The following is a 25,251-nucleotide window of genomic DNA, read 5'->3' on the forward strand; positions in this document are numbered from 1 at the left end:
TGGACCGACAGGGGGAAGGACCGAAACCCTCGTCGCCCGTGAACGAAAATGTCCGTTCGGCAGGAGGCGGCTCCATCCGGGATCGGGGTAGGACCGTCAGAGGCTGCGATGCGGCATCGGGCTTCGTCAGTCGCGCCGTGTCAGCGCGGCGATCTCGGCCTCTTCCGCCGGGCTCAGCTTCGTCTCGTGATCCGCGCGCCGGCGCGACAAACGCCAGAGTCCGAAGATTCCGAGGCCGAGGGCCATGAGGGGCGTCAGCCAAAGCAGCAGCGTGTGCAGGGCGAGGACCGGGCGCAGCAGGACATACTCACCATAGCGGCCGACGACGTAATCCTGAACCTGTCGGTCGTCGTCCCCCGCCTTCAGGCGCTCCCGCACGATCAGCCGGAGATCGCGAGCCAGGGGTGCATCGGAATCGTCGATGGACTGGTTCTGGCAGACGAGGCAGCGCAGCCCGGAGGAAATGTCGCGCGCCCGCGCTTCGAGCTTGGCGTCCGGCAGGACCTCGTCCGGCTGAACGGCCAGGACGGTCCCCGACGAGCCGGCGAGAAGCGCCAGGGCGACGAACAGGCGGGGAAGACGAGCCGCGCTCATTCGGCGGGGGCCATGGTGCCGGGCATGGTCTTGGCCTTCTCCTTCGCCCGTGCGGGTGCGCCCACCCGCATCCTGCGGTCGGTGAGGGACACCGCCCCGCCCAGTGCCATGACGACGGAGCCGAGCCAGATCAACAGCACCAAGGGCTTGTAGTAGAGCCGCAGGCCGATGGCCCCGCCGGGGACCATCTCGCCCAGGCTGGCATAGACCTGACTGACCCCGACGGTGAGCAGGCCGGATTCCGTCACGTTCATCTTGCGGCTGGGATAGAAGCGCTTGCCCGTCTCCACGGTGCCGATGAAGTCACCGGCCGTGTTGCGGATGGTCAGGAAGGCCGTCGTCTCCTCGTAATTCTCGCCCGTGCGCGGGCCGACCCGGTCGAGGGTCGCCACGTAAGGGCCGGAGGCGAGGGACTCGCCCGGCTTCACCGTGCTCAGGGCTTCCGTGGCCCAACCCTGCGCGGCGATGCCGAGAACCACGATTCCGACGCCCGCATGGGCGAGCGCCGTGCCCCAGGCCGAGCGGGGCAGGCCCAGCGCCCGTCGCATGACGCCGCTCACCGTCCGTGCCCGGCTGTTGCCGTAGCCACGGGCCCGCGACACGATCTCCATGGCCGAGCCGACGACGAGATAGGCGCCGAGGCCGATGCCGATGGGCGCCATCATCGGGCCACCCCAGGTCCAGGCGAGCACGGCGAGGCCCACCGCGAGGGCGACACCCATGGCGGCGAACAGGCGCTGCGAGGCCGCGTGCACGTCGCCGCGCTTCCAGGCCAGGGTCTGGCCGAAGGGAACGATGAGGAGGAGCGGGATCGCCAGGGGGATGAAGGTGTAGTTGAAGAAAGGCGGCCCCACCGAGATCTTCTCGGAGGTCAGGGATTCGAGGAGCAGCGGGTAGAGTGTGCCGACGAAGACCGTGGCGCAGGCGGCGGCGAGGAACAGGTTGTTCATCACCAGGGCGCCCTCGCGCGAGATCGGCGCGAACAGGCCGCCCTGCCGCAGCATCGGCGCGCGCCAGGCGAAGAGGCTGAGCGAGCCGCCGATGAACAGGATCAGGATGGCGAGGATGAAGACGCCGCGCGTCGGGTCGGTGGCGAAGGAATGCACCGAGGTGAGCACGCCTGAGCGGACGATGAAGGTGCCCAGCAGCGACAGCGAGAAGGTGAGGATGGCGAGCAGCACCGTCCAGACCTTGAGCGCGTCGCGCTTCTCCATGACCACGGTGGAATGAAGCAGCGCCGTGCCTGCGAGCCAGGGCATCAGCGAGGCGTTCTCGACGGGATCCCAGAACCACCAGCCGCCCCAGCCGAGCTCGTAATAGGCCCAGTACGAGCCCATCGCGATGCCCAGGGTCAGGAAGCTCCAGGCGATCAGCGTCCAGGGGCGCACGGCGCGCGCCCAGACCGCGTCGATGCGGCCATCGATCAGCGCCGCGATGGCGAAGGCGAAGGTGATCGAGAAGCCGACATAGCCGACGTAGAGGAGGGGCGGATGGATCGCGAGGCCGAAATCCTGCAGCAGCGGATTGAGGTCGTTGCCCTCGACCGGCGCCGGGCTCACCCGCATGAACGGGTTCGAGGTCGTGATGATGAACAGCACGAAGACGAAGGTGATGAGGCCCTGGACCGCCAGGGTGTTGGCGCGGAGCACCGGCGGAACCGAGTTCCGGGACACGGCGACCAGGGCGCCGAACAGGGCCAGGATGAGGACCCAGAGCAGCATCGAGCCCTCATGGTTCCCCCACACGCCCGAGAGCTTGTAGAGGAAGGGCTTGGCCGTATGCGAGTTCTCGATCACATTCTGGACCGAGAAGTCCGAGGTGGCATGGGCGTAGGTGAGCGCCCCGAACGAGAACAGGATGCAGGCGAAGGTGCCGAGCGCCGCCGGAGTGGCTACGGCGCGCAGGGCCGCATCCCCAGAGCGGGCAGCCCAGACCGGCATCACCGCCTGGACCAGGGAAAGCGCCAGCGCCAAGGCCAGCGCGAAATGTCCGACTTCGATCAGCACGTCGGATTGTCCTTCCTCAGGGTCATACCGGTCATCGTTCGCTGCGTCGTCCGAGCGTCGGCTCGCCGTCGGCGGTCTTCACGCCCTCGGCGGCTTTCCCGGCGGAGGCTCCCTTGGAGCCGCCCTCCTGCCACCGTCCCTGCGCCTTGAGCGCATCGGCGACCTCGCGGGGCATGTAGGATTCGTCGTGCTTGGCCAGCACCGTGTCGGCGCGGAAGATGCCGCCCGGCTCAAGCCGCCCTTCGGCGACGATGCCCTGGCCTTCGCGGAACAGGTCGGGAAGCAGTCCGCGATACTGGACCTGGACCGTCGCGTTGGTGTCGGTCACGGCAAAATCGATGTTCTGGTCCGGGCCGCGCTGGAGCGAGCCTTCCTTCACCAGCCCGCCGAGGCGGAAGCGGGTGCCCGGCGCCACGCCCTGCGCGGTCACCTCGGTGGGCGACCGGAAGAACACGATCGACCCGCTCATGGCGGACAGGATCAGGCCGAGGGCCAGGGCGAGCACGGCACCGCAGGCGGCGATCAGGATCAGGCGGCGGCTCTTGCGAGTCACGAGTTTCGTCCCGTTTCTGTTCCGGCGCCTCATGATGGGCGCTGAGGAGGCCCGGAATGGTGGATCCGGCTGTCCTGTCGTCTGGCGTCTTTTAGGTACTGGCGTATCTTGGGTTTCGGCCCCATGGCACTCCGGGTCAAGGGCCGTGGCCGGGGCGGATTGTCAGGGGGCGTCCTGCGGCGCGGCCCGCATCACGGCTTGTCGTTGCCGCCGCGCAGGCCGAGCTCCTGGGCCAGGATGTCGAGCTTCTCCATGGCGCGGGCATCCGGGCTGAGGGCCATGCGGCCGCGGTCGAGGGCATGGCTCGCCTGCTGGCGCTCGCCCAATACGCTGTACGAACGCACGAGACGCAGCCAATCATCCACCGTGCCGCCCTTCGAGGCGAGCCGCCGGTCGAGGCCGGCGACCATGCCGCGGATGGCGGCGTCCCGCTCGGGCGCCGGCATCGCCTTCACGGCGGCCACGGCGGCGTCCGTTCCCGCTCGCTCGGCCGCATCGGCGGCGGTCACCGGCGGTACGGGCGCCGAAGCGAGGCCGAACTCGCGGGCGAGTTCGTCGAGCTTGGCCGTGGCCCCATCCTCGCTGCCGACCGCGTTCCGCGCCCGGTCGAGGGTCGCCTTCATCTTTTCGCGATCTCCCAGCACGCCGTAGGACCGGACGAGGCGGACCCATTCGTCGGCGGTGCCTCCCTTCTCGGTCAGGCGCCGGTCGAGCCCGTCGACCATGCCCCGGATCGCCGCGTCGCGATTGGCGGCGGGCATCGCCTGCAGGTCCGCCGCAGCACTGGAATCGGGAGCCTGGGCCGATGGGCCGGGCTTGGCGGCCGTGGCAGGCGCCTCGCCTTGCAGGCGGGTGAGCGTCTCGCGCACCAGGGGCAGCCAGGGCGCATCGGCCGGAGCGTTCTCCATCAGGGCGGTCAGCCGCCGGACCGCGCCCGGGATGTCGCCCTCGAGTTCGGCGGCGCGCGCGAGGTAGAAGCGTGGCTTGGCGGCGCCGGCATCGAGGCTCGCCGCGCGCTCGAAGATCTCTTTTGCGCGAGGTGTCACGGTTCCGTTGGCACCGGCGACCAGGGCCTCGCCCCAGTCGGAGAGGCGCTGCGGCGACTCGCCGAGCAGGCGGGTCGCGGCCTCATAGGCATGGGCCGCATCGTCGAACCGTCCGAGGCGGACATAGACCGGGGCGAGAACCGACCAGCCGCGACCGTCGCTCGGATCGCTGGCGAGCCGTGCCTCGATCTGGCCGATGGCCTTGAGCATGTCCTGCCCGCCGGATTGCACCGCCTGCCGGTCGGCGGCCGTCTGGGACGGCATGTGCGGCGAGCCGTAGAGCCCGTAGGCAATGAGCGCCACGAGGGGGATCGTCGACAGCGCGAAGGCCGACGCCGCGCGGCGCTGGCGCAGGGCGGGCTCGGCCATCCCATCGGAGACGGCTTCGGGGTTTTCGCGGCTCGCACGCAGAAGACGGCGGCCCGCCTCGGTGCGGGCAGCCTCGGCCTCACCGGGGGCGATCAGCCCCCGCGTCAGGTCGCGCTCGATCTCGCGGAGCTGATCCTCGTAGAAGCCGGTCTCGGTGACGAGCGCCCCGGCCGGTGGCGGGGAAGCGGCGTCCGCCCGCCGTGTCTTGGACCACAGCGACATCGGCCAGAGCAGGGCCAACACGGTGCCCCCCGTCATCACCGCCAGTATGAACCAGATCGCCGTCATCTCACCCCGAACTCATGCCATACCATGTAAGCGCCGGACGGGTCCGAGCGCAGGGACCGGTCCGGCGACACGGTGTCACGCGAACCTGTGCCGTTTCGGACGGGCCGGCCTCGGCGGCATCCCCGCCTGAAACACCATTCGGCGCGTTTCGCATAGCCCGACGCTCATCCCGCGCTGGCATTCGGCGCGTCCCCGGGCACCTCGATGATGGCCCGGACGCCGCCGAGAGCCGCCTCCTCCAGGCGAAAGCGGCCACGATAGAGCGCCGCCAGATCGGCCACGATGGAGAGGCCGAGGCCTGAGCCTGGCTTGGTCTCGTCGAGCCTCCGGCCGCGGCCGAGCACCGCCGCGCGGTCTTCCGGCTGCAGGCCCGGCCCGTCATCCTCGATGGAGACGAGAAGGTGGGGGTAATGGTGCTCGCTCACCGTCTCCGCCCGGATCGAGACCCGGCTGCGCGCCCATTTTGAGGCGTTGTCGACGAGGTTGCCGATCATCTCCTCGAAATCCTGGCGCTCGCCGCGAAAGCGCAGGCCCGGCGGGACATGGACTTCGTAGGCGATGTCCTTGTCGCGGTAGATCTTGCCGAAGGTGCGCACGAGGCCCGCGAGTGCCGGCTCCACCTCGGTGGAGGTGCCGAGGGTGCCGGCCAAAGCCGCCGCCCGCGCCCGGTCGAGGTGGTAGTTCACTTGGTCGCGCATCACCGCGGCCTGCTCGCGGATCTTCGCGGCGAGGTCGTCCGACGCGTCGCTGGCGCCGACCTCGTTGACGATGATCGACAGCGGCGTCTTCAGGGCATGGGCGAGGTTGCCCACCTGCGTGCGGGCGCGCTCCAGGATCTCGCGGTTGGTCTCGATCAGGAGGTTCACCTCGCCGGCGAGGGGGGCGATGTCGCGGGGATACTCGCCGCCGATCCGGTCGGCCTCGCCCCGGCGGATCGCGCCCAGAGCCGTGCGGAGCTTGGCCAGGGGGGCCAGGCCGAAGCGGATCTGCAGCAGGGTCGTGAGCGCCAGGAACAGGCCGAGCAAACCGAACGTCACCATCAGCGAGAAACGGAAGCGGCCGACATCGTTCTCGATCTCGTCGGCGGGGCCGGCGACGCGCACGGTGTAGCGCCCCTCCTCGCCGAGATCGACGTCGCGCTCGATGATGCGTAGCGGCCGGTCGTCCTGAGCCTTGCCGTAGCCCTGGCGGATCTGGCCGATCCCGGCATTGTTGTCCGGCGTGCCGGCCGGCTTCAGCGGCACGCCGACGAGGGAGCGCGAGGTGCGCAGGTCGCGCGGGCGCGCATCCGGCCGCCCCACCTGCCAGTACCAGCCCGAGAGGGGCAGGTCGAAGCGCGGGTCGCTCAGGTTGAAGGAGCGGCTCTCGGGATCGTTGGGCGAGACGAGATCGGTGGCGAGGTTGTTGGCGTAGACGAGGAGCCGGCTGTCGAAGGAGCGCTCGGTGTTCTCACGGTAGAGCGTGGTGAGGATCCAGGCCGCGATCAGCAGGATCGCCGAACTCGCGATCAGAGCCGAGCCCGCCAGGCGCACGGCGATGGAGCGCCGCCGGAACGGCAGCCAGGAGGGAAAGGCGATCATCTTGGAGCGGCGGTCATGGGGGCTATGCCCCGGTACACGACGGGAGCCGGCAAGGCCCGCTCCGTGAAGCACAGAGATGGTGTAGACGGCCCGTCCATATTATGTACACATCTGTTGGAAGAGGAACGGACCATGGCTCTTCATATTCGCGACGAGGAAGCGGATCGTCTTGTGCGCGCTCTTGCCGAGCGCAAGCACATTTCGCTGACGGACGCCATCAAGCTCGGCGTGGGCAACGAGCTCAAGCGCGAGGACGAGAAGCTTTCCTTGTGGGAGCGTATTCGTCCGATTCGGGAACGCATCGCATCCCGGCCGGATACCGGCCTCAAGGCGGACAAGGCCTTCTATGACGAGATGAGCGGCGACGCCTGATGTTCGTCGACGCGTCGGCACTGGTCGCCATCCTGACGGGAGAATCCGATGCGTCGGACCTCGCTGCTCGTCTAGAAGGCGCGACGACGCTGATCACATCACCTATCGCGGTCTACGAATCCGTTCTTGCCATCGCACGGACCAAGCAGGGCGGTATTGGGGAAGCCCGAATCGATGTCGAGATGTTCCTTGCCGCTGTCCCGATCCGCGTCGTTGCAGTGACGCCTCTCGATGCGTCCACCGCTCTCGACGCGTTCGAGACATACGGAAAGGGCAGAGGGCACCCCGCACAGCTCAATATGGGCGATTGCTTCGCCTATGCGGCGGCTAAGAACAACGGCGTCCCGCTCCTCTTCAAGGGCCAGGACTTCATCCACACCGATATCGCGCAGGCTCTAGCCTGAACCCCATCGAAGCTACACCCGCGGCGCGGGCTGGTTCGGGTCGACGAGGTAGCCCAGACCGCGCACGGTCTGGATCAGGTCCACCGCGAGCTTCTTGCGCAGGCGGCCGACGAAGACTTCGATCGTGTTGGAATCCCTGTCGAAATCCTGGTCGTAGAGATGCTCGGTCAACTCGGCGCGGGAGACCACGCGGCCGGTGTGGTGCATCAGATAAGCGAGCAGGCGGTATTCGTGGCTCGTGAGCTTGATCGGGTTGCCGTCCACATAGACCCGGCCCGAGCGGGTATCGAGCACGACCGGCCCGCAGGAGATCTGGCTCGTGGCGTGGCCGGTGGCGCGGCGCAGGAGCGCGCGCACGCGCGCCATCAGCTCTTCCATGTGAAAGGGCTTGGTCACGTAATCGTCGGCCCCGGCATCAAACCCGTCGACCTTGTCCGACCAGCGGTCGCGAGCGGTGAGGATGATGACCGGCGTCTTGATGCCGGCGCGGCGCCACTTCTGCAGCACGGTGACGCCGTCCGCCTTCGGCAGGCCCATGTCGAGGATGATCGCGTCGTAAGGTTCGCTCTCGCCGAGATAGGCGCCCTCTTCGCCGTCGAAGGCCTTGTCGGCGACGTAGCCGGCCTCCTCGAGCGCGCTGACCACTTGCCGGTTGATGTCCCGGTCATCCTCGACGACGAGCAGACGCACTGCGATTCACTCCCAAGATGAGGCGGCGCTGAGGCCCCCGTCGCGGAGAACGATAGGCGTCCCCGCCTTTATTTGCCGATAACCCGCCCGGTGGTGGCATCCACCAACACGTGGACGAACTGTCCGTCCCGGCGCAAGGCCGTCAGGAGATAGGCGAGGCCCTCGCCGTGCCGGCAGAGCCGGGCGCGCTGGATCTCGGCCCGGGAGATCACCGTCCGGGCGGCGCGGATCGCGGCCACCGGCTCGATCACCCGCTTGTCCGCCACCGCCTCGCGCAGGTCCGCCGGGCTGAGACAACTCTCGCTCGACGGAACCGCGTGCATGGGCGCCGAGACCTCGGACGTTCCGGACGTCATCGTCTCCTCCGCCAGCGTGCGAATCGGCCCCGTCGCGAAGGCCGCGACGGTCAGGCCGATGAACAGCAGGGCGAGGAGGATACGCATGGAGTGAGTCAATGGTCTTCGGGCACTGAATGCGCCCTGAATGCGGGGTCCGTCGCGCCCCGTTTCCGAACGATCGGATCGTGGCGCGACAAACGGTGAGCGGGCAAGCCGACGGCGCGCCCTCCGGTTCCCGGACGATGGCGTCACGAGGGGCCGGCGCGCTGGGCGACGAGGCGCTGCAGGGCGAGGCCGAGGAGGTGCTGGCGGTCGATATGGTCGAGGGCCGCCCGGCACAGGTCGGTCATCGAGCGCTCGAAGCGGGTCTCGGCGGCCCTCAAGCGGCCAGAGGCGGCGCGCAGGCGCGAGGAGGGCGGGAAGAGACGGGTCATCGGGTGTTCTCCGTTGAATGGGCACGGGGCGTCATCGCCCCTCGTGGCGGGTTTCCGACAGGCGGCGCAGGATCTCGTCGAACTTCTCCCGCGCCCGCTCGTCGCTGCGGTCGACGCCGCGCGAGATCTCGCTCGCGAGACGGGAGAGGTCTTCGAGCACCCGCGTCCGGCTCTCGATGGCCAGCGCCACGGCGGAATTCGCCTGGGAGGCCCGTTCCAAAGCCGTCGCGGTGGCGCCGGCATCGCCGATGCGGGCCTCCTGAGAGCGGCCCACCTCCCGGTAGAGATGCAGGCAGGCGAAGCCGAGAAGGGCGGCGACGATCCAGCCCGCGCCCTCCTCCGAGAACAGCTGGCGGGCGGCTTCGAGCGCGATCCTGTCCATGGGAACCCTCTCTCTGCCGCTGCCCGCGGACCGCGGCTCAGGTCGGCGACGCCCGGTCCCGGCCCGCCCGCAGGGCGTCGAGGGCGGGGGGCAGGGTGTTGCCCGTCGTGGCCTCCTCGTCGAGGGGCAGGCTGCGGAAGACCTTATCGGCGAGGCCCTCCGCCCCGCCCGCCGCCTTCAGCAGCCAGGCCGGCGCCTGATCCAGCGCCCGCTGGACCGCCCGCGCGATCACCGCCGAGCCCACCGGCACCGATAGGGTCCGCCCGCGTACCGCGCCGGCGACCGCGTTGATCGCGTAATCGCCGACGTTGCGCACGAGGCGCTCGACGAGGGAGGTCGTGATCAGGGCCTGCAACGGGCCGGCGATCCGCGCCAAGGCGGCCGTCGCCGCGGTGATCGCCAGAGGCACCAGGAAGGCCGTGATCACCTGGGCGAGCGCGATCACGGCATCGCCCCAGGGCAGGAGGAGGGCGGGCTCCGCCGTCACCGCCATGCAGGGCGAAGCGGCGCAGGAGGAGAGGAGCGCGGCAAGGCCGCCGAGGACGAGGGGCGAGGGTTTCATGGCGATCTCCGGGATGCGGCGGGGGAGGGAGAACCGGGTGCTCCGGGCTTAGACGCGCGCGCCGAACAGGGTCCGGAGCGAGGCCTTGAGGCGCGCCCAGGCACTCTCGGGCGCGGTCCTCCGCTGGGGTGGCGCGGTTCGCACCGTTGGCGTGCGGGGGAGGGGGCGGCGCTCTGAACCGATGGCCGGGTTCGGAACAATCCCCGGCCGCTCCTCCGGTCGCTCCACCGCCGGGCCGGCCGGGAGCTGTGCCTCCTCGGCGGGGCATGGGATCGCCGTGGGATCGGTGGAGCGGGCGCGCGGCAGGGAGGTCGCGTAGGGCGTGCGGAACTGGTCGTATTCGGCCCGCCGGCGCGGGATCAGGGAGGAGGGCCGGTTCCACATCAGGATCGCTTCGGCGGCGCCCGCCCGGTCACCGGCATTCAGGCGGCGCACGACGGTCGAGCGACGGAACGCGCCCTCGCCGATGTTGAAGCAGAGGGAGACCAGGGCGTCGAAGGCATGGTCGGGCAGATCGTTTGGCACCACTGCCGCGACGGTGCGCACGAAGCGGCCGACATCGCGGGCGAAGAGCGCGTCGCATTCCGCCGCCGTCAGACGCAGGCCCTGTGTCACCACGGGCGGCCCCGCCGCGCTCGTATGGCCGATGCCGATGGTCCAGATGCCGACGGAATCGCGGTAGGCGTCGAGGCGCCGGCCTTCGCGGGCGACGAGCACGGCACTGCCGATGGCGCTGAGGTCCATGGTTCACTCCGGGTTCGAAACGGGGGAGAGGCGTCGTCCGGTGACGCGCGATCCGGGAGGACACGGCCTCCCGGTCGGTTCAGGGCACGGCGAGGCCCCAGAACGCCGTGTCGGCGGCGAGGATGCCGCCCTCGGCGCCGGTGAAATGCGCGAACACCTCCACCGTGTCGCCGGCGGCCAGAGCGAGGGTGGCCGTGAGGGCGAGGGTCGAGACGCCGTCCACGAGACCGGTCACGCCCGCCCGGTGGCGCGGGGAGGCCGCGCCGTTGCGGTAGAACCGGGCCTGGAGCGCGGTGGGCGAGGCGCTGCCGATCCGGCGGAAGGCGAGGCCTACTCCGAACGTGTAGGTGCCGGGCTCCGGGGCGACGAACCGGTTCGTGGCGGGCACGAACGCGCCCTGGTCGTTCACCTCGGCGGTGTTGAACGCCACCTTGGTCCAGGCGCCCGCCGGAATCGTCGCGTCCGCGCTCATGGCGGCGGCGAACCGGGGCAGGTTGGTGAGGCGGGACCAGCGCGTCCCGTTATAGCCTTTGAACGCGGCGGCGGTGCCGTCGAACAGGATCTGCCCGGGCGCGAGACCTGCACCGGGTGTGCCGGCGCGGGCAACGAGTTCGAGCGCGCCGTTGCCCCTGAACTTGACCACGGACCTGCGCGTGCTCGTGCCGATCTCCGTCGTCTGGAAATCGACCATCGTGCCCTGTGCCGTGGCGGTGAAATCCTCCTCGGCGAGGCCGTTGAAGGTGACCATGTTGCCGGAGAAGCCGCCCGTCGCCTGGTAGCCCCGGCCGAAGAAGCCGAAGAACCGGTCTCCGGCGAGGATGCCGGTGGGGGCGGCCGGGGTGCCACGGGCGATGCGCGCGGTGATGTTGGCCACCGGCGAGCCGGCGCTGTAGCATTCGAGCTGGAGCAGGGCGGAACTCGACGAGCCCGAGACGAAGAGCGGAGCGGCCGGCACCGGGCCGCCCGGCGAAGCGGCCGATCCGAATCCGACGAAGCCGTTATTCCCCAGCGCCCGCCAGGCATGGGACCAGGTGTTGCCCTCCGCCGAGACCTTCGCCGTCAGGCTGTCGTCGCCCACGAGACCGATCTCGGCGCGGCCTGAGAAGCCCGTCTGCATGAGAAGCGACAGGACGTTGCCCGTGGCCGCCTTGTTCAGGGCCAATCGCAGGTCGCCCGTGCCGCCCTCCGCCGTGGCGCGTGCCGTCCAGAGGGCCTTGTTGAGCTTGGCCGAGAACGGGTTCTCCGCATCCGCCTGGGTGCCGAGGCCGAGAAGGACGAGGTTCTGCAACGCGGAGATCGTCGCGGCGAGGCCGGTCCAGGCGGTGCCGTCGAAACGGTAGAAGGCGTCCTCGTCGGCCAAATAGGCGAGCCACCCGGCCCTCGGCGCGAGCCCGTTCCAGACCCCGTCATGGAAATGGACGATGTGGCCGGAGAGGCCGGTCCAGGCGCCTGTGGGCGCGGCGGCGGCGACGAGGTAGCGGTCTCCCTCGGTGGGCGAGGGTGGCGGCGCCGTGAGGTCCTTGTCGAGGCAGGCGAGCTGCACGAGCCTGTCGAGGACCACCAGGGCCTCGTTGTGGGTGACGTGTTTTCCCGCCTGCGCCGCCGCGATCAGCGGCAAAGCGAGGTTGTCTGTCGTCAGCGACATGGGGGTGACTCCGGGTCGGTCGGGTCGCTCAGGCGGAGCGCACGGGCAGGAGGGCGCGGCGGCTCGGGCCGGGTCCGGCGACGGTCCCGACCTGGGCGACGCTCACGTCGAGGCGGGTCTGCTTCGTGCCGAAATCGGCGCTCTCGTCGGCGTTGGCGTAGAGGAGCGCCCGCTCGGTCGTCCGGGCGGTCCGCAGGGTCGAGCCGTCCGCCGCATGGATTTCGACGAGATAGGTCTCGCCCGGTTCGTCCTGCGGGATCTCCATCGGCTCCCAGCCATCCGCGTCCCGCCGCGCCCGGCGGAGCCAGGACAGCCTGATCCCGCCGGCCTCGCGCCGCGCGGCCGGATGCACCGGCGCGAGCGGGCGGAGCGGCAGCAGGCCGGCGCTCGCCTGCAGTTCGACATGGCTCGGATCGCCGGGGTCGCGGGCGGCCGGCCCGATCCGGTAGCGGAACGGCCGGCCGGCCTCGTCCAGCCGCTCCACCATGGGGACGACCGCCCCGTCGTCGAGGCGCACGACGAGGCAGCCGGCCGGATTGGCGCGCCGGCTGAGATCCTCGCTCCCCCTCAGGCCGCGGAGCAACCGGCTGAGGCGATAGGTGCCGGGGCCGATCAGTTCGGCGCCCGCCGCCGCGATGATCTCAATTCGACCATCCTCGCCCATGAGGGCGAACAGGTTGCCCCCCGCCAGCACGTCGTCCTCCGCGATGGAGGACAGGGCGCCGGCATGGCGCAGCCGCACATCGAGCCGGGTTCCCCGGTCGAAGCGCCAGAGCGGTCCCGGCGGCAGCGGGGTCAGCGTTTCGCCGAGGCAGGCGGGGTAATCGACGATCCGGTGCAGGCCGAGGGGGCCATCGGTACCGGCCGAGCGCCAGACGGCCGTCTCGCCGGGCCAAGGATCGGCCGAGACCGCGAGGTATTGCAGGATCGTCGGGCTGCCCCTGTCCACGGGCAGGTCGAGCACGCGGGCGAAGGGTCGCCCGGCCATGGACGGGGGCGGCCGGTATCCCCTGTCGTCGGGGCTTCGGTTCGCGCCGAGGCGAGAGCTATGGACCGGCACGGCCCGAGTCTCGATCCGCCGCGCGCCGGCGCTGTCGGCGATCCGCACGATCCGATGCGGCAGCCGCGCGCCGGGCAGGGTCAGGAGGTCGCCCGGCACCAGGTCGATCCGGCGCGGGCTCACCGCGAAACTCGCACTGTCGCGCCCGGCGATGGCGGTGTCGAGGAGCGCTTCGGCCAGCGCTTCGGCGCTCCCCCGGCGGGTGACGATGGGGGCGTCGGCGTTGCTCTCGCGCCGCCTCAGGCCGGTGGGGCGGATCGCCGAGGCGGTGGCTTTCCGGTAATCGGCGCTCTGCCCGTCGCAGAAGGCGAGGGTGAGCGCGCGGGGCAGTTCGGATTCCTCGGCGCGGACGAAGCTCAGGGACGCCTGGTCCCGCTCCGTCGGCACCAGATCGCCGGCCGCCAGGACGATCCGGCGCTCGCGGCGCGGGCCGCGGATGTCGAGCCTGCCGCCCACCGCCGAGACGTCGAGGCCGTAGACCCGGGCGAGCGGTTCCAGCGCGCCGCGCGCCGACATCGGCCGGTCGATGACGTAGCCGTCGAGCCAGGCATCGGCGGCGATCCGGGCCGGTGCGGTGATGCCGAGATCGGCGAGGATCGCGCCGATCAGGCGGTCGAGCTCCAGCCCCTCGATCCGTCCTGTGATCCAGTGACCCAGGGACCAGTTCTCCGCATCCGCCCAGACCGTGTCGAAATCCGGGAAGGCCGGGAAGGGCCGCGCGTCCCAGCACCAGACGAAGACGGAGGAAGGCGACACCATCGGGCCGCCATAGACCGGGGAGACCGGGTTGTGAGCCGGCTCGAAACCCGGCAGCGCCGCATCGAAGCGGGTCAGGATGGCGGTGAGGCCACGGGCCTGGATCAAGTCGTCGCGGACATTGGCGGAGAATGGCGGCGCGGCGTTCTCGGAGGATTTCGCGTCGGGAAAGACGTTGGGCCCGTTGGTGCCCCTGTCCACGGCGGGCACGCCGATCTCGGTGAGCCAGATCGGCTTGGATCGGGGGATCCAGGCCGTGGTGCGGGTCTCGACGCCGCCGTCGCGCTCCCGATGCGGGTTCGACCACCAGGAGACGAGGTCCTTGGCCCGGTAGATCCAGGGCTTGCCCGCAGCGCCGTCGGTGATGGGGGTGCGCACCTGTGCGCGCCGGTCGGCGTCGTCGGCATAGTACCAGTCGAACGCCTCCCCGGCCCCGAGGCGGCGCTTGAGATAGGCCGTGTCGTAGATGCTGTCGGTCTCGGCGAGGTCGGCATGGTCCGCGCCGTCGCGCCAGTCGCTGATCGGCGGGTAGTAATCGATACCCACCGCCGCGATGGCGGGATCAGAAAACAGCGCGTCGAGGGGGAACCGCACGGTCGCCCCGCCGTCGCGGACATGAGCACCGTACTCGGTCCAGTCGGCCGCGTAGACCAGGGCGACCCCGGTTCCGAGGCGGGCGCACACCTCCTGTGCCAGGGCCTTGAAGGCCTCCACCGCCGGATAGCGCCCGCCCTCGGCCCGAACGCGGGTGAGGCTCGGAAACTCACTGCCGATGATGAAGCCGGAGAGCGAAACGCCGTCGGTCGCCCAGCCGGCGGCGAGATCAGCGTAATGCAGGAGGAAGCGGCGGTAGCCGTCGGGATTGTTGAAGAAGGCCGCCACCTGCGTCGCCGCTGCGGCGGTCCCGTCCGGGCTGCCGGGCTGGCCGGGGGCCGGGAAACAGGTGATGCGACCGCGCCAGGGATAGGGCGGCTGATGGAGGGCGCCCGCGTCGCGCGGATCGGGCAGACCGTTGCCGGCGGGCACGTCCATCATCACGAACGGGTAGAGCACGACCTCGAGACCGCGGCGGCGCAGCTCGGCGACGAGGCGGCCGAGCCCGGCATCGGAGGGCGTGCCGCCATAGGCAGCACCTCCCGTGGGCGCGGTCGAGACCGTCTCCACCTCGCCGCGGGTCAGGCCGGCGACACTCCATGTGTCGCCGAGGGTCGCCTTGTCCGGCCGGTCGACCTTGGGCGTCACCGTGCAGTGGCCGGCACGCAGGTCGCTCCCGAACCAGCTCGCCACCACCGATATGCGGGCGAGACGCGGGCACAGGGCCTGGAGGGCGTCGAGGGAGGCGGTGACGTCGCTCGCCTCCTGGAACTGGAACCGGTTGGCCGCCCGCGTGGCGCCGAACCCCGCATCCTCGGTGACCGGGCGGGGGTCGAGCCCGAATTCCGTCGAGCCGGGGATGAGGCAGACGGCGCGGACCATCCCGGCGAGCCCCTCCACGGGGCGGATCACCTCGAAGGCCAGCTGCGGCACGCGGTTGCCGAACTCGGCGAGCGCCAGGCGCTCGAACACGATATAGGCGAGGCCGCGATAGGCCGGTGCCCGGTCAGCGCCCTCCTTGGCGACGATCAGCGGATCGGGCGCCTGCTCGGCCCCGCCCCGGTACAGGCGGTAAGTCAGGGTGGTGAGGTCGATCTCGCGGCCATCGGCCCAGACCCGGCGGACATGGGCGATCTCGCCCTCGCACAGCCCCACCGCGAGGTCGGCGAAATAGGTATAGGTGGTGGTCACGGTCTTCTGGCCCGAACCACCCTTGCCCCCGGACGAGGCCCGCTGGACGCTGGTATTGGCCACCTCCAGCGGACGCGTCGCCCAGATCAGCGTCCCGCCCACCTTGGCGCGGCCATAGACCCGCTTGATCGGCTCGCCCTCCGTGGAGGACAGCCCGGCCACGTCGGTCAGGCGCGGGCCTTCGACGACGCGCGGCCCGGCCCGCGACCCGAACAGGGCCGTGTCGATCGCGCCGCCGGCCACGGCGCCGAGCGTCCCGAGCACGGCCCCGCCGACCGGGCCGCCGAGCGCGGTCCCGAAAGCCGCCCCGGCTGTCTGCAGGATGAGCGTGGCCATGCGGGAGGGCTCCGGGAGGGAGGGGATGTTTTTGCGCGGCCGTTCTGCTTGGCTCGCCATACAAAATCTTGTATAGTGAGGCGTGGCAGAGCGATCCAAAGACGTTGTGTTTGTCGGTAATCGCTCGATCAGCTCCGGGCGTTTCCGCTTTCGGCCAGGCGCAAGGCCGGACACCAGCTCGACAGAGTGCAGTCAGGTCACGAACCCGATGATTGGAAGCCGATGACTTCAATCGGAGTTGGTGTCCGAGAGATTCGCCTGCATGAGGCGACGGGAGCCTACCGGGTCATCTACATCGCGAAGCTGGCGGACGCCGTCTTCGTCTTGCATTGTTTCAAGAAGGCGACACAAAAGACGAGTCCCAAAGACATCGCGGTCGCCAAAAGCCGCTACGAGACTTTGATCAGGGACATGACACGATGATCGGACAGGCATTTACGAGCGTCTGGGACGCGATCGAGGACAGTTCGGCCGAGGCCGAAAATATGAAGCTTCGCTCGTCACTCATGATCGCTTTGCAGAACCACATCGCGGGCGAAGGTTTGAGCCAGACTGAGGCCGCCAAAATTCTCGGTGTGACGCAGCCGCGCATCTCGGATCTGATGCGCGGCAAGATCGATCTGTTCGCGATCGATTCCCTCGTGAACATGCTGGGCGCGGTTGGCCTTCACGTCGAGATGCGCGTCAGCAAGGCGGCCTGAGTTTCGGAGACGGGAAGGCGTCCGGAAACCGGAACACATGCGCCAGATGCCGGCGCCACCATCGGGTGAGAGCGACCTCCGTCACCGCCGCGCCGTCATGGGCGTGGATCATTGTCCCATCCCCACTCGTGATCGCGCAGTGCTTTGCCGGCAAATGAGCGCGGAAGGCGAAGAGCAAGACGTCGCCTGGGGCCGGCGTGTAGCCGTTCAGAGGATCGCGCACGGCGACGAGATGGCGCCGGGCGGCCTCCGCCATCGGGTCGGTGCCGGAGAGAGCCGATTCCGCCCAGGACGCGGAATAGGGCGGCGCGGTCTCGGGCTCGGGCCCGAGGAATTCGCGCCAGATTCCCCGGACCAAGCCGAGGCAATCGCAGCCGATGCCCTTGAGCGAGGCCTGATGCCGGTAGGGCGTGCCGATCCAGGCCCGTGCCTCGGCGACGATCCGGTCGGAACTTGCCATGACGAACTCCTTTGCCGGCTCAGCGGAACAGGCTGCCGCCGTCGAGGGCGGTGCCGAAGCCGCCGACGCCGCGGATGACGAAGTCGTTGCCGGGCATGTGCGGAAAACCCTGGAAGTTCACCGCGTTGGCGAAGGTGTCGGCACAGGTGGACAGGCGCTTGTCGCAGCCGGCCGTGAGGGTGAACCGGTCCCCCGCCGCGATGGCGCGGGGCGGCTCCTGCCAGAGCGCGATCCGGGTGCCGCCATCGACCGCCGCGTGAGACCGGACGTCGTTGGCCAGACCTGTATTCGCGCCCGAATTCCAGCTGAGCCGCCCGCCGGTGAAGCGGCCGGCGGGAAAGGCGGCGGCGAGCGCCGCCGGCATCTCGCCGGGCTGCGCCGGCGCGAGAACGGTTCCGGTGGTGCGGTAGCGCGGGTCGGCGAGATCGACGCGGCAGCGCGCATCGCCGAGATCGGCGCCGCAGGTGGCGCGGAAGGTCCGCCCGCGTTCCTCGTCGAGGCGGTCCATCAGCCCGCGCACTTCCGCGACGAAGGCGGTGCCGGCCCGGCGGATTTCGCCGATCGTGCCGATGTCGAGGAGGAGGCGCGTCCCCGGATCGGTCCAGTCCACGAGCCAGGTCTCGATTCCGGCCGCGTCGTAGAGCCCACCCGCCACGTCCTCCTCGGCGATGCCGAGCGAGGTCAGCGCCCCGGCCACCTCGCCGCCGCCCACCGCGAACCCGAGCTCCGCGCTCGCCTCGGCGGCCTCTAACCCCGAACGCGCCGCGAAGGTGATGCCGGAAAAGGCGAGGTCGCGATCATGGTCGGTGAAGCCGAGGGTGAGGCCGTCGCGCCGGGTCAGCGACCAGCAATGGCACAGGGTGGTGGACCCGCCGGCGAGATGCGCGGCGAGGGCGGCGGGGATGTCGCGCATGCGTTCAGGCTCCGGTCAGGGCACGATCTCGATGAGCGGCACGTTCGGGATCTCGCCGGCGCTGAAGGCCTGGAGGTCCACGCTGAGATCGTCGGTGTCGAAGCGGACGGGCACGTCGAACCAGAACCCCGCCGTCACCGCCGCGCCGGGGGCGGGGGGCCTCGCCAGGGTCACGAGCCCCGTGCTGGCGTCGCAGGTGAAGGCGGAGGCCGGCCGCTCGACGCCGGCCACCGCCACCCGCACGGTCTCCGCCACGGGCTTGGCGATGAGGCGGCGATAGGGCAGCGGCCCGGTGCCGTAGGTCTTGGCGAGGGCAAACACCCGCGTCGCGCCGTCGCCGAGGCCGAGAGGCTGGTCGCCCGGCCCCACCGCCTGGCTGGGTGGCCCCGAGCGATGGTCGATCCGGTCGCGATAGCGGAAGCCGTAGAGGCGACCGCGCCGCTCTTCGAAGAAGGCCAGGACCGCGTGCAGGGCGTCGAGGGTGCGGATGCCCAGACCCGCATCGTAGCGCCGCCGCGAATCGGCCCAGCGGCTGTTCCGGTGCTCGCGCCCCGAGGCCAAAGTCACGATCTCGGTGAGCCGGCTCGGGCCCCCGCTGCCGCGCAGGGCCACGTCGAGGGGAAAGCGGACCTCGTGGAAATCGCCGGCCATGACGGGCCTCCCTGGTGAGGTTCAGGATGCGCGCCGGCCGCGGGAAACGGCGCGGGCGAGGGCAGCGGCCACCTGTGCCTCGGAGCGGCGGAAGCTCTCCGCATCCGGCGTCGCGATGTGGACGGTGACGGAGACCGGTCGCCCCGCCGCCCCGCCGGCGACCCCGAGCCGGCCGTCGCTGCCCCGCGCGAGGGGCAGGATCGCCTCCGGCCCGGCCTCGCCCATCAGGCCCGTCCCATCGCGCATCGGGAAGTAGGTGGGGGCGGCCACGACACCGCCATCGGCGAAGGGGCGCACCCGCCCGCCGGCGATCACGCCGCCCTTCGCGAAGGCCGCGCTCGATGTGCCGGAATTGATGAGACTCTTCACCAGGGATTCGATTCCCCCCTTCACCGGGTCGAGGACGGCCTTGCCGGCCATGCCGGCGAGCTTGGTGACGAGGGATGTCAGCGCCCCATCGAGCTGCTTGGCCGGGCCGACCGTGCCGGTGAAGGCCTTGCTCAGGCTGTCGCCGAACTTCTGGGCCAGATTGTCTAGGCTGCTCAACTGCTTGGCCCGCGCGGCGAGGGTGCGGTCAATCTCGGTCTCGGCCATGGTCGGCTCCTGTCATCTGCGTCTCAGGCTCGGTTCTCCCAGTCACCATCCTATCCGCCGACCTCATCCTGAGGTGCCGCAGCGCAGCGAAGGCCTCGAAGGAGGGCTCCAGAAGCTGCAGTGGGTGCTGGAGGGCTCCTTCGAGGCGGCTGTCGCCGCACCTCAGGATGAGTGGTTCTTTGGAAAAGAGGCCCCTCATAGGCAGCGCGGCTCGCGCGGGAGCCGGGCTTCATCGAAGGCCGAACCACGTCACGACGGGTCGGGATAGGCATCGATCAACCGCCGCAGGTCGGTGGCGCTGGCCGCGTCGCGGCGGCTCGAGCCTCCGAGCGCGGCGATCAATTCGCGGGGCGTCGCCGCCCAGAAGTCGCGCGGGCTCCAGCGCAGGGCGTTCAGGCCCAGGGCCATGGCCTCGTCCCACGGGAAGGCGGAGGGAGATTCCGGCGCGATCCCGCCCGTGGGGTTCAAGGGCCCGGAGGTGATGGGTCCGGCGTCTCGGCCCCGAAGGCGGCGGCGAGCGCCTCGCCGAGGGCCGTGGCGATGGGTTCGATCCCGCCCGAGAGCGGCAGCCGCGCCACCGCCGCGTCGTCGAGATCGTGGCCGCCGCCGCGCAGGGTCGCGCCGAGGAGCGCGATGAGGTCGCGGCTGGCGAGGCGGCCTTCTGCGAACCGCGCGGCGAGGCCGGTGAGATCGGAGGCGCCGAGCGCCTCCTCCAGTTCGGCCAGGGCTCCGAGGGTGAGGCACAGGGTGTAGCGCCGGTCCCCGATCGCGACGGAGACCTCTCCGCGTCTGCGGTTCGCCATCACAGGCTCGTAAAGGTGAGGGGGCCCGCCGACTCGAGGGCCATGTCGAAGGTCACCTCGCCGGCATGGTCGCCGCGATAGTCGAGGCTGGTGATCTGGAACAGGCCCTGGATCGTGCCGAAGGCCGGCACCACGATCTGCAGGGTGTCGATGCCGCCGTCGAAGAACATCTGGCGCAGGCGCGCGTCGGAGGCCTCGTCGCGAAAAACGCCCGAGCCCGAGACGGCCGCGCGGCGCACCCCCGCCCCGGCCAGCAGCTCGCGCCAGCGCCCGACGGATTCGGCGCTCGTCACGTCCACGGTCTCGGCGTTGAAGGCGAGCTGCCGGGCGCGCAGGCCGGCCACCGCCGTGAACCCCGTTCCCTCGCTGATCCGGATGAGCAGGTCCTTGCCTTTCTGGGCACTCATGGGGTCGCTCCTTGAAGCGGGTTTCGCAAAGGTGGCCACCGGTTCCGCGGAGCAAAACCGGTTCAGGAGGTCGGCAGCCGCTCGGTGACGGCCTGGAGGGTGAGGATGGCGCGGGTCTCGCCGCTGCGCTCGTCACGGGCGCAGGCGAGGGATTCGACCCGCAGGACCGACAGCGCATGGCCGGCGGGGGAGAGCAGCGCCTCGTGCAGCAGGGCGGCGGCCCGGCCGGCGGCCTCGATGGCGCCGCGGCTGGAGCCGGGCCTGGCGAACAGGATCAGTCCGAGCCGATGGGTATGGCGCAGCGCGCCGTCCACGGAATCGTCGCGCATCTCGGCGGGACCGAACAGCGCGTAGACGGGCGCCGCGCCGCGCGGGGGGTCGTCGTGGATGCGAACCCGGCCGCCCATGAGCCGGCCGAGCTCCGCATCAGTGCCGAGGACGGTGAGGATGGCGGCCCGCAGGGCGAGGAGCGGGTTGGCCTGAAGGGAGAGGGCGTCGCTCACGTCGGGGCTCCCGTCGCTTCGATCAGCTCCTCGACCTCGCAGACGAGGTCGCGGCCACGCCCGTCGGGATCGCCCGCCGCGCGGATGGCGAAGCGGCGCGAGCCGGAGACGAGCCGCATGGCGGGCGTCACGTCCGCCCGGTAGGCGATGCGGATGCGGTGGGTCGCCACGGCATCCGAGCGGCCGCCGCGCGTGCGCTCGGCATGGCCGGTGGATTCCAGCGTGCCCCAGAGGAGCGGGCCGGCCACGAACCGGCGAAGGTGCCCGCCGAACCCGTCCGGGTCGTCGACGAAGCGTTCGAGCACGTAGCGGCGTCGCCGCGCGCCGATGGGCGGGTGCGTCATGGCAAAGCTCCGGACGGTACGGTTAGAGGCGCATCCGGCGGTGCGGCGCGATCAGCGCCTCCACCATCGGGGCGAGGGTGACCGGCAGGTCGCCGCGATGCTCGAACCCGTGCGCTGCCACGAGCCGGATCGCCTGGACGAGGGCAGGAGGGACCGGCGGACCCGCTCCGCCATAACCGGCATCGACCTCGATCAGGGCGGCGGCCCGGTACAGGGAGGGAAGGGCGGGCGAGACGATCAGCCCCGGCGCTTCCACCGTATCCGGCGCGAGGCGCACGAGGCCGGGGGCGAAGGCCGTGACGGTCCCGGTCGCATCCACCGAGCCCGCGCTCGCCAGGGCGACGAGGGGGCTCAAGGGCAGGGGCACGAACCCGTCGGCGGGCCAGGCCGTGAGCATCACCCCGTAGCGGCCCGGCGCCAGGATGCGCCGCGTCGCCAGCTCCACCATGGCGCGGGCCGAGGCGATCAGGCCCTCCACCAGACCGTCCTCGGCGGTGTTGTCCGGGTCGAGGCGCAGGTGGGCGCGCATGTCCGCCAGGGTGACCGGCTCGACGATGGGGGCATCGACGCGTATCGGACTCATCGTCGTCTCCGGGTGGGGCGATGAAGGGGATGGGCGGAATGGATCTCGACATGCGGTCTGCGGGCATCGCGCTACTGCTCGGCCTCGCCGCCGCGCCGGCCGGTGCCGTGATCGGCGGCCGCGAGGCGCCGGAGGCGGCCGGCTCGGCCGTGATGGTGCTGTCCTCGAACGGCGGCGTGTGCACCGGCATCGTCGTGGCGCAGGATGCGGTGCTGACGGCGGGCCATTGCGTGGCGGTGGGCTCCCGCCGGGGCGGCGCGGAGCACCGGGTGCATTTTCGCGACGAGGCAGGCCAGCCGGTGCTGGTCGATCTCGCGGCCCGCGCGGTCCATCCCGGCTACGATGCCGGCGCCATCGCCGGGCGTCGGCGCTCCATCGATCTGGCGCTCATCCGCACCGCGACGCCGCTTCCCGGCCGCTTCCGGCCGACCCCGCTGAGCGCCGCTTTGCCGCGCGCCGGCGAGAGCCTCGTCCTCTCCGGTTACGGGGTGTCGAAACCGGGCGAGGCACGCACCACCGGCACCTTCCGCAGCGCCGTCCTCCCCGTGGTCGAGCCCTACGGGCAGAGCCGCATCCTGGTCTGGATGAAGCCGTCCGGCGGCGCATCCGGCGCCTGCCAGGGCGATTCCGGCGGGCCGATCGCGACTGCGCCCGGCGGGCCGCCGCTGGCCGTCTCCGCCTGGGTCGGGGGCGGAGCATGTGGCTCCATCTCGCAGGGCGTCCTGCTGGGGCCGCAGCGCGAGTGGATCGACCAGACCCTCGCCGGATGGGGCCGCTCCGCCGGCTGGTCCACCCCCTGACGCCGCGCCGCCTCAGCGACGGAACCGGAGCTTGGCCGAGGGATTGCCTTAGGCTAGGCTTCATTCCAGGGACGTCCGGGGCTTTCAGCCGGGCGCGGGAGAGACACGATGTTCGCGACCGCGCTCCGCAGGGCCGTCGTCACGGCGCTGGTCGGGCTGATTCCGGCTCCGGCCTTCGCCGTGATCAACGGCGAAGTCTCCCGTGATCCCAATGGCTTGCGCGCCTCGGTGGTGCGCATCGAGAGCACCCAGGGCGAGATCTGCTCGGGCACGCTCATCGGTCCCGATCTCGTCCTCACCGCCGCGCATTGCGTCATGCATCAGGCCGGCTACAGCGTCGTCGCCGTCGACCGGTCGTTCCGCCAGCGCCGCATCTCCGCCATCGCGGCGTCGATGCACCCCGATTTCGTGCCCGGCACCACGCCGGAGGATCAGCCGGGCATCGATCTCGCGCTGATCAAGCTGTCCGAGCCCCTGGGGGCCGATTTCCAGCCCCTCGATCCGCGCGGCGGCGGGGCCATCGGCACCGGTGAGTCGGTGGACATCGCCGGCTTCGGCGTCGTGGCCGAGAACCGGCGCAACACCGCCCGCACCCTGCGGCAGGCGCATCTCGTCTCCATCGGTTCGCTCCAGGTCGCCAACACGGTCACGGTGGTGACCGACCGGCGCAAGCTCGCCGAGACGGCGGGGGCCGGCGCCTGCCTCGGCGATTCCGGCGGCCCGATCCTGCGCGGCGGTCCGGGCGGCTACCAGATCGTCGGCGTGGTCAGCTGGTCGAGCGGCGCCATGCGCCAGGACAAGCGCGCCCGCACCGCCTGCGGCGGCTTCACGGCGGTGACCCCCACCGGCCAGCATGCCGGCTGGATCACCTCCCGCGCCGCCGAGATGGCCCAGCTCTCCCCGAGCGAATCCCCCGCGAGCTTCCGCCGCTCCAACCGCTCGGACTGGATGGCGCGGCCCGGTCGGCGGTAAAGGGTTCGATCATCCCGAAGAATCTCATCGTCGCATGACGTCTCACACACGGTGAAAGATCGCCGCGAGGAGAGTCAGGCGGCGGAATGCTGACGTGCCGGCCCATTTCGTAGTCCGGGTCTTACAAAGATCAGAACGCCTTCGCTGGTCCGGTGACCTGAACTTCCACGGCGAATTCTCCGAAATGATCGGGTAATTCCCTGGCTGCGGATGGAGACTGGGCGAACACTTTCATCGCCCAATCGTCGCCCGTCCGATTGAGGCCGAGCCCGACGGATCGGTCGGGATGGCCCGTGACGTAGCGCGAGGTGAATGCGTCCTTTGCCGCCAGGGCGGCTGGCTTCGACGCGACCAATTTCTCCCGCCGGTCCATCATGTCATGCTCCTGCCGCACCAGTGTAGAGTTCGATATCGAGAGCTTCAAGAACGCTGCGGATCGGGTTCGCATAGGTAATGCCGAATCCGTTTCGGCCCCCTGTCTCCGTTCCCGCGAACAGGAGTGCGACCGGGCGCCCATCCGCCGTGCAGATCAGCGAGCCGCTATCGCCTCCCTTCGAGAAGGGTTTCGTCGTTCCGCTGATGGCAACCTGACGGTTGAAGACTGCATATCTGGGGCGTGGACCGCTGATCATCTGGACACGAACGTTGTCGACGTCGATCGCCTCGACCAATCCTTCCGTATACCGCGTGGTGCGTCCTACCTTTTTCACCGGGCTTTGATCCAGGATCAAATCCTCGATGTCGCCGAGATTCCACCTGTCCGGATCGATATCCGTCTGGCCGACCCTGCGCGTTTCGCAATTCGCCGGGTCATCGAGCGATGCGAAGGCGCAATCGACAAAGTTGGACGCGCTCGGGTCGAAGTCTATGGGGACGAATGCCCGTAATTTTGCGATCCTGTGCGCGGCATTCCCGATATCGCCATGATCCAGCCGTCCCGGCTGAACGATGATGTCGCCGAGCTTCGCGCGATTGGTATGAGCGAGGACATGGTTATTGGAAATCATCCCCACCTCGCCATGCTGATCGATGCCGAAGCACCCGAGTGTACCGGCCGTGACGCGATGGTGGCCAATGGATTCACCCATCAGTAGCGGTCGGCAGAGTTTTGCCTTGGCCGGCACTTGACGACGCACGCGCCCGGTGACGATGACCTTTACTTCACCCTTGGCAATGCGCTGCGCGGCTTCGACGACGGGATGGTGGAGCAGCTTCTTGTGCTGCACGAACAATCCGAGTCTCAGGTTCGATGTCCGGTCGTGTTCGCCGGATCGCCGAAGCACGCCGACCGCGATCTTTTCCTTCGGATCGAACTCCCCGTCACGCCTGGCCCGAACGATGTCGTCATGGGCCGCTGTCCCCGGTAGCGGGGAGAATGTCGGCGAAGTGCCGATGTCCATGGCCGCGGTGAGGACCTCCGAGTACTTGAAGGCCTGGAGAAACACCTCCGCCTTGGCGTTCGTCACTCCATCCAGATTCATGCTCGATATCCCAAAAAATAAACCTGAGATTGATTATTCAACCCAACAAGCCCGAAGAAAAGGTCTCTGTTCCGCAATCTTGGGTAGGACAGGTA

Annotated in this window: 30 protein-coding genes and 1 pseudogene; 6 read left to right on the forward strand and 25 right to left on the reverse strand. The window is 70.1% G+C overall.

All coding sequences use genetic code 11. The features are described from left to right. Positions 1–126 precede the first annotated feature (126 nt). From ASF26_RS07255 to ASF26_RS07275, 5 genes are all read right to left on the reverse strand, one after another. Complete coding sequence (locus tag ASF26_RS07255; protein WP_056251517.1) at positions 127–594, reverse strand: cytochrome c-type biogenesis protein; 468 nt, start codon at positions 592–594, stop codon at positions 127–129. Beyond that, on the reverse strand, positions 591–2,600 hold the full coding sequence (locus ASF26_RS07260; protein WP_018045780.1) for a heme lyase CcmF/NrfE family subunit: 2,010 nt from the start codon (positions 2,598–2,600) through the stop codon (positions 591–593). The genes ASF26_RS07255 and ASF26_RS07260 overlap by 4 nt, the downstream gene beginning before the upstream one ends. 31 nt (positions 2,601–2,631) lie before the next feature. After that, complete coding sequence (gene ccmE, locus ASF26_RS07265; protein WP_018045779.1) at positions 2,632–3,153, reverse strand: cytochrome c maturation protein CcmE; 522 nt, start codon at positions 3,151–3,153, stop codon at positions 2,632–2,634. Positions 3,154–3,344: 191 nt separating this feature from the next. Further along, positions 3,345–4,856, reverse strand: coding sequence for a c-type cytochrome biogenesis protein CcmI (gene ccmI, locus ASF26_RS07270; RefSeq protein ID WP_056251520.1), 1,512 nt, complete (start codon positions 4,854–4,856; stop codon positions 3,345–3,347). Between the two features lie 164 nt (positions 4,857–5,020). Further along, positions 5,021–6,436 (reverse strand): sensor histidine kinase, encoded by a 1,416-nt coding sequence (locus ASF26_RS07275; protein ID WP_056251524.1) that lies wholly within the window; start codon positions 6,434–6,436, stop codon positions 5,021–5,023. A 114-nt stretch (positions 6,437–6,550) separates the two neighbouring features. Here ASF26_RS07275 and ASF26_RS07280 point away from each other — a divergent pair, with 114 nt between their 5' ends. Together ASF26_RS07280 and ASF26_RS07285 are read left to right on the forward strand one after the other, a co-directional pair. After that, positions 6,551–6,808, forward strand: a complete 258-nt coding sequence (locus ASF26_RS07280; protein WP_244475859.1) for a type II toxin-antitoxin system VapB family antitoxin — start codon at positions 6,551–6,553, stop codon at positions 6,806–6,808. After that, on the forward strand, positions 6,808–7,212 hold the full coding sequence (locus tag ASF26_RS07285; protein WP_056251530.1) for a type II toxin-antitoxin system VapC family toxin: 405 nt from the start codon (positions 6,808–6,810) through the stop codon (positions 7,210–7,212). Before ASF26_RS07280 ends, ASF26_RS07285 begins: the two co-directional genes overlap by 1 nt. A gap of 12 nt (positions 7,213–7,224) precedes the next feature. Here the strand turns inward: ASF26_RS07285 and ASF26_RS07290 are convergent, their stop codons facing one another. The 8 genes from ASF26_RS07290 to ASF26_RS07325 all read right to left on the reverse strand — a co-directional run bounded on the left by ASF26_RS07290 (position 7,225) and on the right by ASF26_RS07325 (position 15,944). After that, on the reverse strand, positions 7,225–7,902 hold the full coding sequence (locus ASF26_RS07290; RefSeq protein WP_056143225.1) for a response regulator transcription factor: 678 nt from the start codon (positions 7,900–7,902) through the stop codon (positions 7,225–7,227). A 68-nt stretch (positions 7,903–7,970) separates the two neighbouring features. After that, complete coding sequence (locus ASF26_RS07295) at positions 7,971–8,345, reverse strand: PepSY domain-containing protein (protein WP_056251534.1); 375 nt, start codon at positions 8,343–8,345, stop codon at positions 7,971–7,973. Between the two features lie 143 nt (positions 8,346–8,488). Further along, positions 8,489–8,674, reverse strand: coding sequence for a hypothetical protein (locus ASF26_RS07300; RefSeq protein ID WP_018045772.1), 186 nt, complete (start codon positions 8,672–8,674; stop codon positions 8,489–8,491). Between the two features lie 31 nt (positions 8,675–8,705). Then, positions 8,706–9,056 (reverse strand): hypothetical protein, encoded by a 351-nt coding sequence (locus ASF26_RS07305; RefSeq protein ID WP_056251537.1) that lies wholly within the window; start codon positions 9,054–9,056, stop codon positions 8,706–8,708. Between the two features lie 37 nt (positions 9,057–9,093). Further along, positions 9,094–9,618 carry a hypothetical protein gene (locus tag ASF26_RS07310; RefSeq protein ID WP_056251539.1) on the reverse strand — a complete coding sequence of 175 codons (525 nt, stop codon included), beginning with the start codon at positions 9,616–9,618 and terminating at the stop codon, positions 9,094–9,096. Positions 9,619–9,666: 48 nt separating this feature from the next. After that, entirely contained in the window at positions 9,667–10,362 is a 696-nt protein-coding gene (locus tag ASF26_RS07315; protein ID WP_056251541.1) for a lysozyme, read from the reverse strand. 79 nt (positions 10,363–10,441) lie between these two features. Continuing rightward, entirely contained in the window at positions 10,442–12,007 is a 1,566-nt protein-coding gene (locus tag ASF26_RS07320) for a DUF2793 domain-containing protein (protein ID WP_056251543.1), read from the reverse strand. Between the two features lie 28 nt (positions 12,008–12,035). Then, positions 12,036–15,944: a glycoside hydrolase/phage tail family protein gene (locus ASF26_RS07325; protein ID WP_056251546.1), complete on the reverse strand. Its 3,909-nt coding sequence runs from the start codon at positions 15,942–15,944 to the stop codon at positions 12,036–12,038. 82 nt (positions 15,945–16,026) lie between these two features. On the opposite strand from ASF26_RS07325, the pseudogene ASF26_RS07330 reads away from it, so the two are divergent. Further along, positions 16,027–16,367: pseudogene (locus tag ASF26_RS07330) on the forward strand (type II toxin-antitoxin system RelE/ParE family toxin). After that, positions 16,364–16,645 carry an XRE family transcriptional regulator gene (locus tag ASF26_RS07335; RefSeq protein ID WP_056251549.1) on the forward strand — a complete coding sequence of 94 codons (282 nt, stop codon included), beginning with the start codon at positions 16,364–16,366 and terminating at the stop codon, positions 16,643–16,645. The pseudogene ASF26_RS07330 and the gene ASF26_RS07335 overlap by 4 nt, the downstream one beginning before the upstream one ends. Here ASF26_RS07335 and ASF26_RS07340 read toward each other — a convergent pair. From ASF26_RS07340 to ASF26_RS07390, 10 genes are all read right to left on the reverse strand, one after another. Continuing rightward, positions 16,629–17,105, reverse strand: a complete 477-nt coding sequence (locus tag ASF26_RS07340) for an NlpC/P60 family protein (RefSeq protein WP_056251551.1) — start codon at positions 17,103–17,105, stop codon at positions 16,629–16,631. The two genes, ASF26_RS07335 and ASF26_RS07340, sit on opposite strands and share 17 nt — an antisense overlap. Positions 17,106–17,124: 19 nt before the next feature. Continuing rightward, positions 17,125–18,018 carry a DUF2163 domain-containing protein gene (locus ASF26_RS07345; protein ID WP_056251556.1) on the reverse strand — a complete coding sequence of 298 codons (894 nt, stop codon included), beginning with the start codon at positions 18,016–18,018 and terminating at the stop codon, positions 17,125–17,127. 15 nt (positions 18,019–18,033) lie between these two features. Then, positions 18,034–18,669, reverse strand: coding sequence for a DUF2460 domain-containing protein (locus ASF26_RS07350; RefSeq protein WP_056251559.1), 636 nt, complete (start codon positions 18,667–18,669; stop codon positions 18,034–18,036). A 21-nt stretch (positions 18,670–18,690) separates the two neighbouring features. Continuing rightward, positions 18,691–19,263, reverse strand: a complete 573-nt coding sequence (locus ASF26_RS07355) for a phage tail tape measure protein (protein WP_056251563.1) — start codon at positions 19,261–19,263, stop codon at positions 18,691–18,693. 249 nt (positions 19,264–19,512) lie between these two features. Then, positions 19,513–19,731 carry a phage tail assembly chaperone gene (locus ASF26_RS07365; protein WP_056251572.1) on the reverse strand — a complete coding sequence of 73 codons (219 nt, stop codon included), beginning with the start codon at positions 19,729–19,731 and terminating at the stop codon, positions 19,513–19,515. After that, positions 19,728–20,066 carry a gene transfer agent family protein gene (locus tag ASF26_RS07370; protein ID WP_056251575.1) on the reverse strand — a complete coding sequence of 113 codons (339 nt, stop codon included), beginning with the start codon at positions 20,064–20,066 and terminating at the stop codon, positions 19,728–19,730. The genes ASF26_RS07365 and ASF26_RS07370 overlap by 4 nt, the downstream gene beginning before the upstream one ends. After that, positions 20,066–20,473 (reverse strand): phage major tail protein, TP901-1 family, encoded by a 408-nt coding sequence (locus ASF26_RS07375; RefSeq protein ID WP_056251580.1) that lies wholly within the window; start codon positions 20,471–20,473, stop codon positions 20,066–20,068. The genes ASF26_RS07370 and ASF26_RS07375 overlap by 1 nt, the downstream gene beginning before the upstream one ends. A gap of 62 nt (positions 20,474–20,535) precedes the next feature. Beyond that, positions 20,536–20,976, reverse strand: coding sequence for a DUF3168 domain-containing protein (locus ASF26_RS07380; RefSeq protein WP_056251582.1), 441 nt, complete (start codon positions 20,974–20,976; stop codon positions 20,536–20,538). Further along, positions 20,973–21,320 (reverse strand): phage head closure protein, encoded by a 348-nt coding sequence (locus ASF26_RS07385; RefSeq protein WP_056251584.1) that lies wholly within the window; start codon positions 21,318–21,320, stop codon positions 20,973–20,975. Before ASF26_RS07385 ends, ASF26_RS07380 begins: the two co-directional genes overlap by 4 nt. A 22-nt stretch (positions 21,321–21,342) precedes the next feature. Further along, positions 21,343–21,903 carry a phage head-tail connector protein gene (locus ASF26_RS07390; RefSeq protein WP_056251589.1) on the reverse strand — a complete coding sequence of 187 codons (561 nt, stop codon included), beginning with the start codon at positions 21,901–21,903 and terminating at the stop codon, positions 21,343–21,345. 50 nt (positions 21,904–21,953) lie between these two features. Here ASF26_RS07390 and ASF26_RS07395 point away from each other — a divergent pair, with 50 nt between their 5' ends. Both ASF26_RS07395 and ASF26_RS07400 read left to right on the forward strand, forming a co-directional pair. Next, a complete protein-coding gene (locus ASF26_RS07395; protein ID WP_244475861.1) occupies positions 21,954–22,703 on the forward strand; it encodes a S1 family peptidase in 750 nt (249 codons plus the stop codon). A 108-nt stretch (positions 22,704–22,811) separates the two neighbouring features. Then, positions 22,812–23,675: a trypsin-like serine protease gene (locus ASF26_RS07400; RefSeq protein WP_056251594.1), complete on the forward strand. Its 864-nt coding sequence runs from the start codon at positions 22,812–22,814 to the stop codon at positions 23,673–23,675. 130 nt (positions 23,676–23,805) lie between these two features. Here ASF26_RS07400 and ASF26_RS07405 read toward each other — a convergent pair whose 3' ends face one another. Then, entirely contained in the window at positions 23,806–24,051 is a 246-nt protein-coding gene (locus ASF26_RS07405; RefSeq protein ID WP_056251597.1) for a hypothetical protein, read from the reverse strand. 1 nt (position 24,052) lies between these two features. Then, a complete protein-coding gene (locus ASF26_RS07410) occupies positions 24,053–25,156 on the reverse strand; it encodes a hypothetical protein (RefSeq protein WP_056251601.1) in 1,104 nt (367 codons plus the stop codon). Between the last annotated feature and the right edge of the window lie 95 nt (positions 25,157–25,251).

Origin of the sequence: Methylobacterium sp. Leaf93, from assembly GCF_001422345.1 — a bacterium.
GTDB lineage: Bacteria > Pseudomonadota > Alphaproteobacteria > Rhizobiales > Beijerinckiaceae > Methylobacterium > Methylobacterium bullatum.